The sequence below is a fragment of the Streptomyces sp. NPDC048496 genome (assembly GCF_043200055.1).
GTDB lineage: Bacteria > Actinomycetota > Actinomycetes > Streptomycetales > Streptomycetaceae > Streptomyces.
The window spans coordinates 176,831-190,558 of record NZ_JBICXB010000008.1; the positions used below are offsets into that span (position 1 = coordinate 176,831).

At 70.6% G+C, this 13,728-nt stretch carries 10 protein-coding genes; 1 reads left to right on the forward strand and 9 read right to left on the reverse strand.

The features are described from left to right. The first annotated feature begins 20 nt into the window (after positions 1-20). Positions 21-272, forward strand: coding sequence for a DUF6191 domain-containing protein (locus ACGFSA_RS11915; RefSeq protein ID WP_393303095.1), 252 nt, complete (start codon positions 21-23; stop codon positions 270-272). A gap of 149 nt (positions 273-421) precedes the next feature. Here ACGFSA_RS11915 and ACGFSA_RS11920 read toward each other — a convergent pair whose 3' ends face one another. From ACGFSA_RS11920 to gatA, 9 genes are all read right to left on the reverse strand, one after another. Next, the gene (locus ACGFSA_RS11920; protein ID WP_393303097.1) at positions 422-3,544 is read right to left on the reverse strand and encodes an AAA family ATPase; all 3,123 of its coding nucleotides are present in this window, start codon (positions 3,542-3,544) and stop codon (positions 422-424) included. Positions 3,545-3,602: 58 nt separating this feature from the next. After that, positions 3,603-3,776, reverse strand: coding sequence for a hypothetical protein (locus tag ACGFSA_RS11925; protein ID WP_393303099.1), 174 nt, complete (start codon positions 3,774-3,776; stop codon positions 3,603-3,605). 308 nt (positions 3,777-4,084) lie between these two features. Then, on the reverse strand, positions 4,085-4,741 hold the full coding sequence (locus tag ACGFSA_RS11930) for a hypothetical protein (protein WP_393303103.1): 657 nt from the start codon (positions 4,739-4,741) through the stop codon (positions 4,085-4,087). A 102-nt stretch (positions 4,742-4,843) separates the two neighbouring features. After that, positions 4,844-5,398: a GNAT family protein gene (locus ACGFSA_RS11935; protein WP_366136806.1), complete on the reverse strand. Its 555-nt coding sequence runs from the start codon at positions 5,396-5,398 to the stop codon at positions 4,844-4,846. Between the two features lie 21 nt (positions 5,399-5,419). Beyond that, positions 5,420-7,639, reverse strand: coding sequence for an MMPL family transporter (locus tag ACGFSA_RS11940; RefSeq protein WP_393303105.1), 2,220 nt, complete (start codon positions 7,637-7,639; stop codon positions 5,420-5,422). Between the two features lie 314 nt (positions 7,640-7,953). Beyond that, positions 7,954-10,065: a phosphocholine-specific phospholipase C gene (locus ACGFSA_RS11945; RefSeq protein ID WP_393303107.1), complete on the reverse strand. Its 2,112-nt coding sequence runs from the start codon at positions 10,063-10,065 to the stop codon at positions 7,954-7,956. Positions 10,066-10,460: 395 nt separating this feature from the next. After that, positions 10,461-11,969: an Asp-tRNA(Asn)/Glu-tRNA(Gln) amidotransferase subunit GatB gene (gene gatB / locus ACGFSA_RS11950; RefSeq protein ID WP_393303109.1), complete on the reverse strand. Its 1,509-nt coding sequence runs from the start codon at positions 11,967-11,969 to the stop codon at positions 10,461-10,463. A gap of 16 nt (positions 11,970-11,985) precedes the next feature. Then, positions 11,986-12,225 carry a hypothetical protein gene (locus ACGFSA_RS11955; RefSeq protein ID WP_393303111.1) on the reverse strand — a complete coding sequence of 80 codons (240 nt, stop codon included), beginning with the start codon at positions 12,223-12,225 and terminating at the stop codon, positions 11,986-11,988. Continuing rightward, positions 12,222-13,724, reverse strand: a complete 1,503-nt coding sequence (gatA, locus tag ACGFSA_RS11960; protein ID WP_393303113.1) for an Asp-tRNA(Asn)/Glu-tRNA(Gln) amidotransferase subunit GatA — start codon at positions 13,722-13,724, stop codon at positions 12,222-12,224. Before gatA ends, ACGFSA_RS11955 begins: the two co-directional genes overlap by 4 nt. Positions 13,725-13,728: the final 4 nt, after the last annotated feature.

Consider the following 13,728-nt stretch of genomic DNA (forward strand, 5'->3'; position numbering starts at 1 on the left):
AGGTGAAAGGGTGCGAGCCGGTGTTCAACTTCTTCGAGGAACTCTTCGCCCCGGGCCGCAAGCACGCCGCGGAAGAACAGAAGCGGCTGGAGCTGACCCGGGTGGATCTGGGCACGGGCGACCCCACCCGCGGCCCGGTGGACCTGAGCTCGGGGAAGGTGACGGTGCGCGTCCCCGGTCCTGAGGGCACCCCGTCATCCCCGTCGACCTCGCTTCCGGGCCCAGAAGACACCGAGGCCCCCTCAAGCCGCTCAGGCCCGTCCGGCGGTTGAGGACGGAACGTTCACCGGACGGCCCGGGTACCCGCTCCCCGCACCGGCCCCGCCCATCGGCACGCGACGCCGCCCCACCTATGTGCGCGGCCTCTAAGCTTGACTATTAACCCCACCAAGATCATGTCTTGGTGGGGTTAATAGTCAAGCTAAGACGCCCCGTTGCCCCGGTACAGGCGGAGGCGGTGCGCCAGGGCCGCAGCCTCGCCGCGGCTGGAGACGCCGAGCTTGGCAAGGATGTTCGAGACATGCACGCTCGCGGTCTTGGGCGAGATGTACAGCTCCTCGGCAATCCGCCGGTTCGTATGCCCCGCAGCGACAAGCCGGTGCACGTCCTGCTCGCGCCTCGTCAGCCCGAACGACTTCACTGCAGCGAGGGCCGCGTCCTGGAGTCGGTCCTCGGGGTGCTCCCGTTCCGCGGCCCCGCCTGTGGAGCCCGCCTCGGACGGGACGGTGACGGCGATCGGAATCTCGTCGGGCGAGGGGGCGAGCGGGATGCGCGCGCGGCCGGCCAGCAGCTCGACGGTCTCGGTCAGCGGGCGCGCACCGAGCCGTTCGGCGATGCTGTGGGCGTCGCGCAGGAGACCGGCCGCCGTGGCACGGTCACCGGAGGCGACGAGGATGGCCTCCGCCCAGCGGTGGTGGACCTGGGCCTGTTCGTACGGGCGGGAGAGCGGGGCGAAGGCGGCGGCCGCGCGGGACCAGTGGTCGGGGGTGTCGGCGCCCTCCGCCCGGGCCAGCTCAGCGTTGATCAGCAGACCGTACGCGGCCCAGACCTGGACGAACATGGGCAGCTGCCCCAGGTGCCTGCGGATGAGAGCGAGGACCGCAGGCCGGCCGGGCTCCGTGGCGGGCAGCCCGCGGGCGTCCGCCTCCGCCGCGGCGGCGGTATGGAGGAGCGGCAGCGCGTACCGCTGGGTGCCGGGCGGGAAGCCCTGCTCCGCCTGCGCCTCGAAGATGGCCCGCGCCTCCAGGAGTCGCCCCTGCTGCACGGCGAGGGTCATGGCATGACGCGCGGGATCGATGAGGTGCTGGGGCTGCGGGTCGCGTGAACCGAAGTGCCGCTGAGTCAGCGCGAGCTGGACCTCGGCCTCGGTGAAGTCGCCGCGGGCGAGGGCCAGTTCGGTGCGGCGCGCGGCCACGACGCCCTGCGCCTTGCGGGACTGTGCGGTGCGGTCCGCCGCATCCGTGGTCGCCCGGCTCTCGTCCCAGTGGCCGAGGGAGAAGTACGACGTCGCCTGGTTGGCGCGGACCCACGCCTCCATGTCGGCGACACCGTGGCTGTGGCAGACCTCGATGCCGTGGTCCGCGGCGGCGACCGCTTCCAGGGAGCGGCCCATGGCTTCGAGCGCCGAGGGGAGGTTGATGCTGGCGCGGCCCATGATGCCCACGAGGTGGAGTTCATCGGCCCGGTCGCGAACGGCGTACATCTCGGCGATGCCGTCGTCGATACCGCCCGCATCGGCAGTGAGCCAGCCGCGCGTGAGCCGGGCGTGAAGTTCGATGTACTCGTCGCCGACGAGCTGCGCGTACTCCACGGCCCGGTCGACTGCGGCGAGCGTCTCCTCGCCGGGGCGGTGCATGGCACCCCATCCGGCCACGCTCATGAGGACATCGGCGTGGACGGCGGACGGGGGCAGGCCACGAACCAGGTCCTGGGCGATGGCCAGTTCCTGCCAGCCGTCGCCCCGGGTGAGGTCCTGCATCAGCCGGGAGCGCTGCACCCAGAACCAGGCGGCCCGGAGCGGGTCGGGGTCGTCGTCCAGGACCCGCATGGCCTTCTTGGAGATGGCGAGGGCGCGTTCGCGTTCGCCGCCGAAGCGGGCGGCAACGGTGGCTTCGGCCATCAGGTCGAGATAGCGGAGCGGGGTGGTTTCGGGGTCGCAGCCACAGGCCGGGTAGGCCTCTGCGTAGTCGATGGGGCGCAGGGTGCGGCGTATCTCGTCGGGGACGTCGTCCCACAGTTCCATCGCGCGTTCCAGCAGCCGGAGTTGCTCGGTGAAGGCGTAGCGGCGGCGGGCCTCGACGGAGGCCTTCAGTACAGCGGGGAGGGCCTTGGCCGGATCGTGGGCGCCGTACCAGTAGCTGGCCAGACGCGTCGCGCGTTCGCCCGTGCGGACGAGCGTGGGGTCGGCCTCCAGCGCCTCGGCGTAGCGGCGGTTGAGGCGGGAGCGTTCGCCGGGCAGCAGGTCGTCGCTGACGGCTTCGCGGACCAGCGAGTGCCGGAAGCGGTAGCCGTTGCCCTCCCCGGTGGTGAGAAGCAGGTTGGCGCCGACGGCTCCGCGCAGCGCCTCGATGAGTTCGTCCTCGGCCAGCCCGCAGACCGCGGCCAGCAGTTCGTACTCGACGGTGGAGCCGCCCTCGGCGATGACCCGGGCGATCTTCTGGGCATCCTCGGAGAGCGCTTCGACGCGGACGAGGAGGAGGTCGCGGAGCGAGTCGGAGAGTCCGGCGCTGTCGCCGCATTCCAGGCTGCAGGCGAGCTCTTCGACGAAGAAGGCGTTGCCGTCGGAGCGTTCGAAGATCTCGTCCACGAGGGCGGGCTCGGGGGTGGCCGCGAGAATGCCGGTGAGCTGACGACGGACCTCGGCGTGGTTGAACCGGGCGAGTTCGATCCGGCGGACGGTGCGGAGGCGGTCCAGTTCGGCGAGGAGGGGGCGCAGGGGGTGGCGGCGGTGGATGTCGTCGGCCCGGTAGGTACCGATGACGACGAGGCGGCCGCTGCGCAGCGTGCGGAAGAGATAGGCGAGGAGGTGACGGGTGGAGGCGTCGGCCCAGTGCAGGTCCTCCAGGACGAAAACGACGGGCCGGTCCGCGGAGATGCGTTCCAGCAGCCGGGCAGTGAGCTCGAAGAGCCGGGCGGTGCCGTGCTCGTCGGTGGCGTCCCGGTCGGCCTCGCCGAGTTCGGGAAGGAGCCGGGCCAGTTCGCCTTCCTGCCCGGCGCAGGCTGCGGCCATCTCGTCGGGCAGGGTGCGGCGAAGTGCGCGCAGGGCCGTGGAGAACGGGGCGTACGGCAGCCCGTCGGCGCCGATCTCCACGCAGCCGCCGACGGCGACGACTGCCTCGCGGCGGCCGGCCGCGATCAGGAATTCCTCGACCAGCCGCGTCTTGCCGACGCCGGCCTCGCCACCGATGAGCAGCGCCTGCGGCTCCCCGGCGCTTTCGGGGCGTCCGCCGGTGGCGCGGGCGAGCGCATCGGTGAGCGAGGTGAGTTCGCCTGCGCGACCGACGAACACGGGACTGACAGACCTGGTCTCCACGTCGCCGAGCATTGCACATGGGTGCGACACCGTGGCGGCGGGAGGGAATCCGGTGCTCATCTCACGCCCGTTACGCGGCGTGGACGAACCTGTTCCGTAGCGAACTCACCGCCCCCTCGTCCTCCTTGTGTCCGGACCGGCGAGCGGCGCGGCGGTCCCGGCGGACCTGCCGGAGGATGCGCTCGTGCTCGGCCCGGTGCAGGAGTTCGGCTTCCCTGATCTTGTGGAAGTCGTACGCGTACATGTGGTTCTCCTGGATGTCGACGGCCCGGTGGGGCCTGATGGAGGGGCAGTTGGTGCGACGGTCCCGGTTCTGCCGGGCTCGTTCTCTGCCGTGCCTCTACTTTCGTCTTCCAGGGGGCGTCGCCGCATCGGGCGACTTCCGCGTCTCTGCGGGGCGGGGGGCCTTAGTCGCAGACGGCAGGTGCCGCATCCGGACCAAGGCCCCCCGGGCGGATGCCTTAGGGCACCGCCGGTTGGTGCGTACTGCCCGATCGGCCATCCCTGGCGGCGACCCGATCACCCGCCCCAGCCGCGGCCCGATCGCCTGTCTCAGCCGGTGGCGCTCGCGGTCGGCAGGGCGACGATGAGGTCGAAGTACATGCCGACGGAGATCAGTACGCCGAGGACACCGAGTGCGATTCCGGCGGTCGCCACGGCGCGGACCCAGCCCGGCTGCGGGTCCCTGGCGGGTGCGCCGAAGGCCGGGCGGACCAGGGCGAAGACGCCGACCAGCAGGGCGAGGAGCGCGAAGAGGCCGTTGACGAGGGCGGTGGAGTGCCAGGCGTCGCCGTAGATCTCGGAGATCTGCTGGGCCACGGAGCCACCGGAGGCGGTCTTCATCTGGCCCAGCAGGGTCTCCCGCTCGGCGGCGACCCGGCCCGACCATGCCCCGGTGAGACCGACGACGCCGAGGCCGGCGGCGACGACGGCCGCGGCGGCCGCGCCGAGCCCGGACGGCGCCCGGTCGAAGTCGTCGTCCTTCGGATCGAAGTCGAGGTCCGGATCGGAGTCGGTATCGGCGCTGCTGCAGGGCCCGGGACCGTCGCCGTCGCCCTGCGCCCGCCCGCCCTCGGCCTCGCCCTCCGCCTCGTCGGACGCATCGGAAGCGTCCGACGCGCCCTTCACAAGCGTCGTGGATGTCGGGTCCGTGGCTTCGGGCGCCTCGGTGGCAGGGGCTTCGGTGGTCTTGGACGTCGTGGGGTTCATGCGCCGCACGCTAGGCGGCCCGGATGAGAACCCTCTTAACGTCGGCGGCCGATCCGGTGCTGCCCGGCCCGGAGCGGACCCGCGCCGGGCAGCGGTCCCGTCTCAGCCCCGCTGGGCGCGCCACTCGGGTGCCAGCACGGACCAGATCTCCGAGTCGTGCCGTGTCCCCCGGTACGGGTAGCTCTCGCGGAGCACCCCGTCGCGCGTCATGCCGAGCCGCTTCGCGACCGCGACACTGCGGGTGTTGGCGGAGGAGGCCACCCACTCCACGCGGTGCATCCCGCGCTCCTCGACCGCCCAGTCGATCAGCTTGCGCACCGCCCGGGTCACCAGACCGCGCCCCTCTCCCGCGGACTCCAGCCAGCAGCCGACCTCACAGTTCCCGGACTCGGTGTCGAAGATCCGGAAGAGGACGCCGCCGACGAGCGTGCCGTCCAGCCAGATGCCGTACAGCCGGCCCGTGTCGGCCGCCTGCTTGTCGGCGTACCGCTGCAGCAGGGCGCGCGCCGATTCGAGATCGGTGGCGAAGGCCGCGAAGGGGATCCACGGGTCGACGAGCTCGCGGGCCCGGTCGATGTGCGCGAGGAACTCCTCCGCCTGCCAGACTTCCAGCGGGCGCAGTTCCGCGCCGTCGTCACCCAGGGATACCGCGAACATCGTGCTCCTCCAACTGTCATGTCAGTGGACGCGCTGCGCGGCCGGTTCGTCGTCCTCGCTGCTGCGCGCCGAAAGAATTTTCGCATGCGGGGCCCGGCAGTCGGGTGGCTCGATGCTGATGCGCGGCAGCCATCGGTCCAGTCGGCGCGGCAGCCACCAGTTGGCGCCGCCCAGCACGTGCATCAAGGCGGGAACCAGCAGGGTGCGCAGGACGAAGGCGTCCAGGGCGACCGCGGCGGCGAGTGCGATGCCGAACATCGCGATGACCCGGTCTCCGCTGAGGACGAAGGCGAGGAAGACGGAGATCATGATCACCGCGGCGGAGTTGATCACCCGGCTGGTCTCGGCGAGGCCGACCCGGACCGCGCGCCGGTTGTCGCCGGTCTCCAGCCACTCCTCGTACATCCGGCCGACGAGGAACACCTGGTAGTCCATGGAAAGGCCGAAGAGCACGGAGACCATGATGACCGGGAGGAAGGGTTCGATGGGCCCGGCGCTGCCCAGCCCCAGCCGTTCGCTCCCCCATCCCCACTGGAAGATCGCGACGACGACGCCGAAGGAGGAAGCGACGGCGGCCACGTTCATCACGGCCGCCTTCAGCGGGATTGCGATCGACCGGAACGCCAGCAGCAAGAGCAGGCAGCCGAGCCCGACGACCGCGCCGACGAAGAGCGGGAGTTTGCCGATGACGACGTGGGCGAAGTCGTCGTAGCCGGCCGTCACACCGCCCACGTACGCGTGCAGTGAGGTGTTCTCCTCGGTGTGCGGCAGGACGTCCGTGCGCAGCCGGTCGACGAGCGCGCTGGTCTCCCGCGACTGCGGCGACGAGGCCGGGACGACGGTGACGAAGGCCACGTCGCCGCTGTTGTTGTACGTGACGGGGCTGACCGAGGCGACACCGTCGGTGGCCCGGAGCGTGGCGGGCAGACCGTCCATCGCGAGCCGGTCGTCGGCCCCGTCGAGCTGCGCGGCGATGGTCAGCGGGCCGTTGACGCCGGGCCCGAATCCATCGGCCAGCAGGTCGTACGCCTGCCGGGTGGTGGACGACGCGGCGTTGTTGCCCTGGTCGGAGCTGCCGAGATGGAGCGCGAACGTGGGCAGTGCGAGGACGAGCATCACCACGGCGGCGACCGCGCCGAGCAGTTTGGGGTGGCGTTCGACAAACGCCGACCAGCGCGCGGCGAAACCGGTGGGCAGCTCAGGCTGCGGTCCGTGCTCGGCGAGCTGCTTGCGCTCGCGCCGGTTCAGCGCCCGCATCCCGATGAAGGAGAGCAGCGCGGGCAGCAGGGTCACCGAGGCGGCCACGGTCAGCACCACGGTGAGCGACGCGGCGATCGCTACGCCGTTGAGGAAACCGAGCCGCAGGACGAGCATGCCGAGCAGGGCGATGCAGACGGTGGCCCCGGCGAAGACGACCGCGCGCCCGGTCGTCGCGACGGCGTTCTGCGCCGCCTCGGCGACCGTCATGCCGCGCCGCAGTCCTGTGCGGTGCCGGGTGACGATGAACAGCGCGTAGTCGATGCCGACGCCGAGCCCTATCAGCATGCCGAGCATGGGGGCGAAGTCGGCGACGGTCATCAGGTGCCCGAGCAGCACGATGCCCGCGTACGCCGTTCCGACGGAGACGAGGGCGGTGGCGATGGGCAGCAGGCTGGCGGCAAGCGAACCGAAGGCGAGGAAGAGGACGACCGCGGCGACGAGCACTCCGATGGCCTCGCTGAGATGGGCGGACGGTGCCTCGGTGAGGGCGACGGCGGAGCCGCCCAGCTCCACCTGGAGTCCGTCGCCGGCGGCCGCCTTCGCGGTGTCGACGACGGACCGGGCCTGCTGCAGCGGGATGTCGTCGGCCTGATGGTCGAAGGTGATCGTGGCGTAGGCGGTGTGTCCGTCCGCGCTGATCTGCCCCGCGCCGGAGGCCCCGTAGGGCCCGGTGACGCCGCCGACGCCTGGCAGTTGCTCGATCGTGTGAAGGGTCCGGGTCATCGTCTGCTGGACGTCGGCGGCCCGGACGGTGGAGTCGGTGGTGTGCCAGACGACGGTGTCGGTGTCGCCGCCGAGGTCCGTGAATCCGCTCTTGAGCAGGTCGTTCGCCTGCCCGGACTCGGTGCCGGGCACGTCGTAGTTGGTGGAGTAGGCGGACCCCGCGAACCCCGCCGCGGTGGCCGCGCCGCCGAGGGCGAGCAGCCAGATGAGGACGGCGAGGAGACGGTGCCTGATGCACCAGCGGGCGATGGCAGCCAACGGACGTGCTCCCTGGTGGTTCGTGGATCTTTTTCGGGAGATCTGATGAACGGCCCGCAAAGAACACATGACCTGAGGATCGTCACTCTGGCAGCACTCAGTGATCCTTTGCCTGTTTCGTGTCGATGCTCACAGGGACTGATATTTCCCCTACACGCACTGCCGGTTGCTGACCGCGCGCCGCCCTCCGACGCCTCGTCCCCGCCTCCATGGATTCCTACCGCAGCTCCTCCTCCGCTTCCTCCTCCGCCTGCAGTTCGAATACGTCCGTCGCGCGCGCCGCGGTTCCGCGTATCCGCGGCGGTGTCCGGCGGTCAGCCGGAGACGCTCGCCCGGCCATTCTCGATGTGCCCCATCAGCCGGCGGCGGAACACGTCGTCCCCGTCGACGGTGACGGACAGGTCGTACCAGCCGTGCGCGTCGGCGGCCGAGTGGACGACCGTACGGCTCCGGCCGGGCTTGACCTTGATGGTCCGGGTCCAGTCGCGCAGGTCCGCCTCGTCGACGTACCCCAGCGGCCGGACGGTGAAGGTGAGCGTCCGCTGCCCCGTGTTGCGCAGGGTGACGTGCAGATCGCGCTCGTGGGCATCGATCCAGGTGGCGACCTCGGGTCCGCCGGCGGCAGGTCCTGCGAACTCGCGCCGGAAGCCGTTCGGCCCGGTCACCGTGAACCGATACGCGTCACCGGTAACGGGGACCGTCCATTGCGCCGTGCCCCGTACATCCCGATGCTGCGGTACGGGAAACTCGCCCGCGTACGGGTACAGCGCGAAGTGCGCCGACGAACGGCCCGTGTTGCTGAGGGCCACCCGCACCGCCCCGTTCGCCACGGTCGACTGGGCGTCCGGCTGGTACGGCAGCGGACGGGCGGGCCGGACACCGGGCTCCTGTACGGGCATCTGCTGGACGGCCGGCGGCTTCGGCTGCCAGCGTCCGCTGAACGGCGGAATGGAGCCGGGCTGCTCGATCTCGGGCCTGCGCTGCCCGCGCGTGAAGTCGAACGCAGAGGTCAGGTCGCCGGTGACGGTGCGCCGCCAGCCACTGATGTTCGGCTCCTTCACACCCGTCCACCGCTCCAGGAAGCGGATCACCGAGGTGTGGTCGAAGACCTCGGAGCAGACGTAGCCGCCCACGGTCCACGGCGACACGACGAGCAGCGGCACCCGTACGCCGAGGCCGGTGGGCTTGGAGTCCCACTGTTCCTCGGTCACCTCGGGCGGTGCCACGGGTGGCGGGACGTGGTCGAAGAAGCCGTCGTTCTCGTCGTAGTTGATGATGACGGCGGTGTGCCGCCACACATCGGGGTGCTTGCCCAGCGCGTCCAGGACCTTGTAGACGATCGTCGCGCTGTGGATCGGGGAGGAGACGCTCGGGTGCTCCGAGTCGACCGCCGACGGCACCAGGTAGGAGACCTCGGGCAGCGTGCCCGCCGCCACGTCCGCGGCGAACGCGTCGGCCAGCGTGCCGGTCTCGACCCGGCGCAGCGCCCGCTCGAACAGGCTGCGTTCCGTGTCCGTCAGCGTGGCGACACCGTCCTCCAGCAGACCGAGCAGCCTGGCCCGCTCGGCCGCGTCGTCCGTGTCGCGGACGGCCGCGTAGAAGGACTCCATGTAGGTGTGGCCGCCGGTCTTCGCCAGCGCCTTGCGGGCGATCGCCTTGAAGGTGGCGAAGAACTCGATCTGGTTGTCGGTGAAGTTCTCCCACTCGGTGTACGTCTTCCAGCTGTGCCCGGCCTCCTCCAGCCGTTCCGCGTACGTGGACCAGCCGTACCCCGGATGGGTGCCCTCGTTGTACGCGTCGTTGCCGACCGCCCGCTTGCCGTTCGCCTCGAAGCCCGTCTTCCCGCTCCACAGGTGGTTGCGGTTGGGGCTGGTGGAGGTGTGTATGGACGAGTGGTAGGCGTCGCAGACGGTGAAGGTGTCGGCCAGTTCGTAGTGCAGCGGGATGTCGCGGCGGTCGTAGTACGCCATGGTGGCGGCCGTCTTCGCGGTCACCCAGCCGTTCATCCAGCCGCCGGCCCATGCCTTGCCGCCGCCGCTCCAGGAGTGGTCGAGGGCGCCGATGTACTGGAGGTCCTTCTTCTGCGTCGCAGCGGCGTCCCGGACCGGGAAGGGCAGCACGGAGGTGCCTGCCGCGCCCGGCTGCTCGAAGACCGGCTTTCCGGAGGGCAGCTCGATCGCATTGCGGTCGCCGAACCCGCGTACGCCGCGCAGGGCCCCGAAGTAGTGATCGAAGGAACGATTCTCCTGCATCAGGATCACCACGTGCCTGATGTCCCCGAGCCCGCCGCCGGGCCCCGCCGCGGGCGAAGGCTGTGCGGCCATCGCGGCCTGCAGCGACGGCGGCAGCAGCGAACCGGCCGCCGCGACGCCGAGCGCGCCGCCCCCCAGTGCGAGGAGCCGGCGCCGTGAAATGTCCGTGGTCAAGTTGAGCCTCCCGAGTCCGGTCGTACAGCGGGGAAGCTAATGAAGGCAGGTGGCTGCGGAAAGGCCGCAGCACGGCCCGGCGGTGAACGTCCAAGAAGTCGCCCCGAAAATCCCACCCGCAGGCCCCCGGTCCGAGCCCGGGTGTCGGCGAACGGCACGGCGCCGATGACCAGCGGGGCCGCGGGTACGGCAACGGTCGCCTCGGGCAGCCCTACGGAGCGTACGACGGCGAACGTCGGCCCGCGAGAGCAGTGCGAGGAGCAGCGCGGCGGAGACGATTTCGGCGGTGACGGTGTTCAGCTGACCTTCTCCGGGCGCGGGAAGAACAGGAAGGGGCGGTGCACCCGGTCAACGGGTGCACCGCCCCTTCATCCGCGCGCAGCGGCAGGAAGGGCTCAGCCTTCGACGCCGAGCTTCTCCAGGATCAGCTCTCGCACCCGGGCCGCGTCCGCCTGGCCGCGGGTGGCCTTCATGACCGCGCCGACGAGCGCGCCCGCCGCCGCGACCTTGCCGCCGCGGATCTTGTCCGCGATGGCCGCGTTGGCGGCAATGGCCTCGTCGACGGCCGTGCCCAGCGCACCCTCGTCCGAGACGACCTTCAGGCCGCGCTTCTCGACGACGGTGTCCGGGTCGCCCTCGCCCGCGAGGACACCCTCGATGACCTGGCGCGCCAGCTTGTCGTTGAGGTCGCCGGAGGCGACGAGCTCGGTCACCCGGGCGACCTGCGCCGGGGTGATCGCCAGCTCGTCCAGGGCGGTGCCGGTCTCGTTGGAGTGACGGGCCAGCTCTCCCATCCACCACTTGCGGGCCTGGTCCGACGGGGCGCCCGCCTCGGTCGTGGCGACGATCAGGTCGACCGCGCCCGCGTTGAGGATCGACTGCATGTCGAACTCGGAGACGCCCCACTCCTCGCGCAGCCGGTTGCGGCGTACGCGCGGCAGCTCGGGAAGTCCCTTGCGCAGCTCCTCGACCCAGTCGCGGGCCGGAGCGACGGGCACCAGGTCCGGCTCCGGGAAGTAGCGGTAGTCCTCGGCGTTGTCCTTGATGCGGCCGGCCGTGGTGGAGCCGTCCTCCTCGTGGAAGTGCCGGGTCTCCTGCACGACCTCGGCGCCGGAGTTCAGCACCGCGGCGTGGCGCTGGATCTCGTAACGGGCGGCACGCTCGACGGAACGCAGCGAGTTCACGTTCTTCGTCTCGGAGCGCGTACCGAACGTCTCGGTGCCGTTGGGACGCAGCGACAGGTTCACGTCGCAGCGCATCTGGCCCTGCTCCATGCGGGCCTCGGACACGCCGAGCGCCTTGATGAGCTCGCGCAGCTCGGCGACGTACGCCTTGGCGACCTCGGGTGCGCGCGCCCCCGCTCCCTCGATCGGCTTCGTGACGATCTCGATGAGCGGAATGCCCGCGCGGTTGTAGTCGAGCAGCGAGTGGGACGCGCCCTGGATACGGCCGGTGGCGCCGCCGACGTGCAGCGACTTGCCGGTGTCCTCCTCCATGTGGGCGCGCTCGATCTGCACCCGGAAGATCTCGCCGTCCTCCAGCTGGACGTCCAGATAGCCGTCGAAGGCGATCGGCTCGTCGTACTGCGAGGTCTGGAAGTTCTTCGGCATGTCCGGATAGAAGTAGTTCTTCCGGGCGAAGCGGCACCACTCGGCGATCTCGCAGTTGAGCGCGAGGCCGATCTTGATGGCGGACTCGACGCCGATCGCGTTGACGACCGGGAGCGAGCCGGGCATGCCGAGGCAGGTCGGGCATGTCTGCGAGTTCGGCTCGGCGCCGAGCTCGGTGGAGCAGCCGCAGAACATCTTGGTCTTGGTGCCGAGCTCGACATGGACCTCAAGGCCCATGACGGGGTCGTACGTCGCGAGGGCGTCCTCGTACGGCACCAGGTCAGTGACAGTCACGGTGAAACTTTCCCTCTCAACCCAGCAGTACGTCGTCGTCGCCCAGGCGCTTCAGCTCTCGGCAGAGCAGAGCGATGCCGGTGGCGATGGCGGCAGCGGAGACGACGGCGTCGACCAGCCGGAGCGTGTCGTGTTCAAAGCGTGCCTTCTTGGCCTGCTTGAGCACGCCGATCGCGCCGAAGGCGGTGGTGCCGATGGACAGGTACGTACCGGTCTTGGACTTCTTGAAGCCCTTGGCCTTGGTCAGTGCGCTCACAGTGACGGAGCCTCCTCCAGCAGCGGGTGCCCCCACTTTTCCACGAAGGCGGCCTCGACTGCGGCCCCGACCTTGTACAGCCGGTCGTCCTTCATGGCGGGGGCGATGATCTGCAGACCGACCGGCAGGCCGTCCTCCGGTGCCAGACCGCAGGGCAGCGACATGGCGGAGTTGCCGGCCAGGTTGGTCGGGATGGTGCACAGGTCGGCCAGGTACATCGCCATCGGGTCGTCGGCACGCTCGCCGATCGGGAAGGCGGTGGTCGGAGTCGTCGGGGAGACGATGACGTCCACCTGCTCGAAGGCCTTCTCGAAGTCCCGCGTGATGAGCGTGCGGACCTTCTGCGCCGAGCCGTAGTACGCGTCGTAGTAGCCGGAGCTGAGTGCGTACGTCCCGAGGATGACGCGGCGCTTGACCTCGTCGCCGAAACCGGCCTCGCGGGTGAGCGCGGTGACCTCCTCGGCGGACTTCGTGCCGTCGTCGCCGATCCGCAGGCCGTAGCGCATGGCGTCGAAGCGGGCCAGGTTGGACGAGCACTCGGACGGCGCGATCAGGTAGTACGCCGACAGACCCAGGTCGAAGGACGGGCAGTCCAGCTCGACGATCGTGGCGCCGAGCGACTTCAGCAGCTCGACCGACTCGTTGAACCGCTGGACGACACCGGCCTGGTAGCCCTCGCCGGAGAACTGCTTGACGACACCGATGCGCATGCCGTCGACGCTGCCGTTGCGGGCGGCCTCGACGACGGGCGGGACCGGGGCGTCGATGGACGTCGAGTCCAGCGGGTCGTGTCCGGCGATCACCTCGTGCAGGAGGGCCGCGTCCAGGACCGTGCGGGCGCAGGGGCCGCCCTGGTCGAGGGAGGACGAGAAAGCGACCATGCCGTAGCGGGAGACGCCGCCGTAGGTGGGCTTGACGCCGACGGTGCCGGTGACGGCGGCGGGCTGGCGGATGGAACCGCCGGTGTCCGTGCCGATGGCGAGGGGGGCCTCGTACGACGCCAGGGCGGCCGAGGAGCCACCGCCGGAGCCGCCCGGAACGCGGGTGAGGTCCCACGGGTTGCCGGTCGGACCGAAGGCGCTGTTCTCGGTGGAGGACCCCATGGCGAACTCGTCCATGTTGGTCTTGCCGAGGATGACGACGTCGGCCGCCTTCAGCTTCTTGGTCAGGGTCGCGTCGTACGGCGGGACCCAGCCCTCGAGGATCTTCGAGCCGACGGTGGTCGGCATGTCCTTCGTGGTGAAGATGTCCTTGAGCGCGAGCGGGACGCCGGCCAGCGGGCCGAGCTTCTCGCCCGCCGCCTTCTTCGCGTCGACGGCGCGGGCCTGCGCGAGCGCGCCCTCACGGTCGATGTGCAGGAAGGCATGGACCTTCTCGTCGACCGCGTCGATCCGGGCCAGGTGCGCCTCGGTGACCTCGACGGCCGTGAGCTCACCGGAGGCGATCCTCGCGGCGATCTCGGCAGCGGTGAGCTTGATGATGGAGCTGTTGTCCGTCATGACT

Bases quoted from the DNA above. Each gene is read 5' to 3' on its own strand.
- ACGFSA_RS11920 (WP_393303097.1), bottom strand. From the start codon at position 3,544: ATGCTCGGCGACGTGGAGACCAGGTCTGTCAGTCCCGTGTTCGTCGGT.
- ACGFSA_RS11925 (WP_393303099.1), bottom strand. From the start codon at position 3,776: ATGTACGCGTACGACTTCCACAAGATCAGGGAAGCCGAACTCCTGCAC.
- ACGFSA_RS11930 (WP_393303103.1), bottom strand. From the start codon at position 4,741: ATGAACCCCACGACGTCCAAGACCACCGAAGCCCCTGCCACCGAGGCG.
- ACGFSA_RS11935 (WP_366136806.1), bottom strand. From the start codon at position 5,398: ATGTTCGCGGTATCCCTGGGTGACGACGGCGCGGAACTGCGCCCGCTG.
- gatA (WP_393303113.1), bottom strand. From the start codon at position 13,724: ATGACGGACAACAGCTCCATCATCAAGCTCACCGCTGCCGAGATCGCC.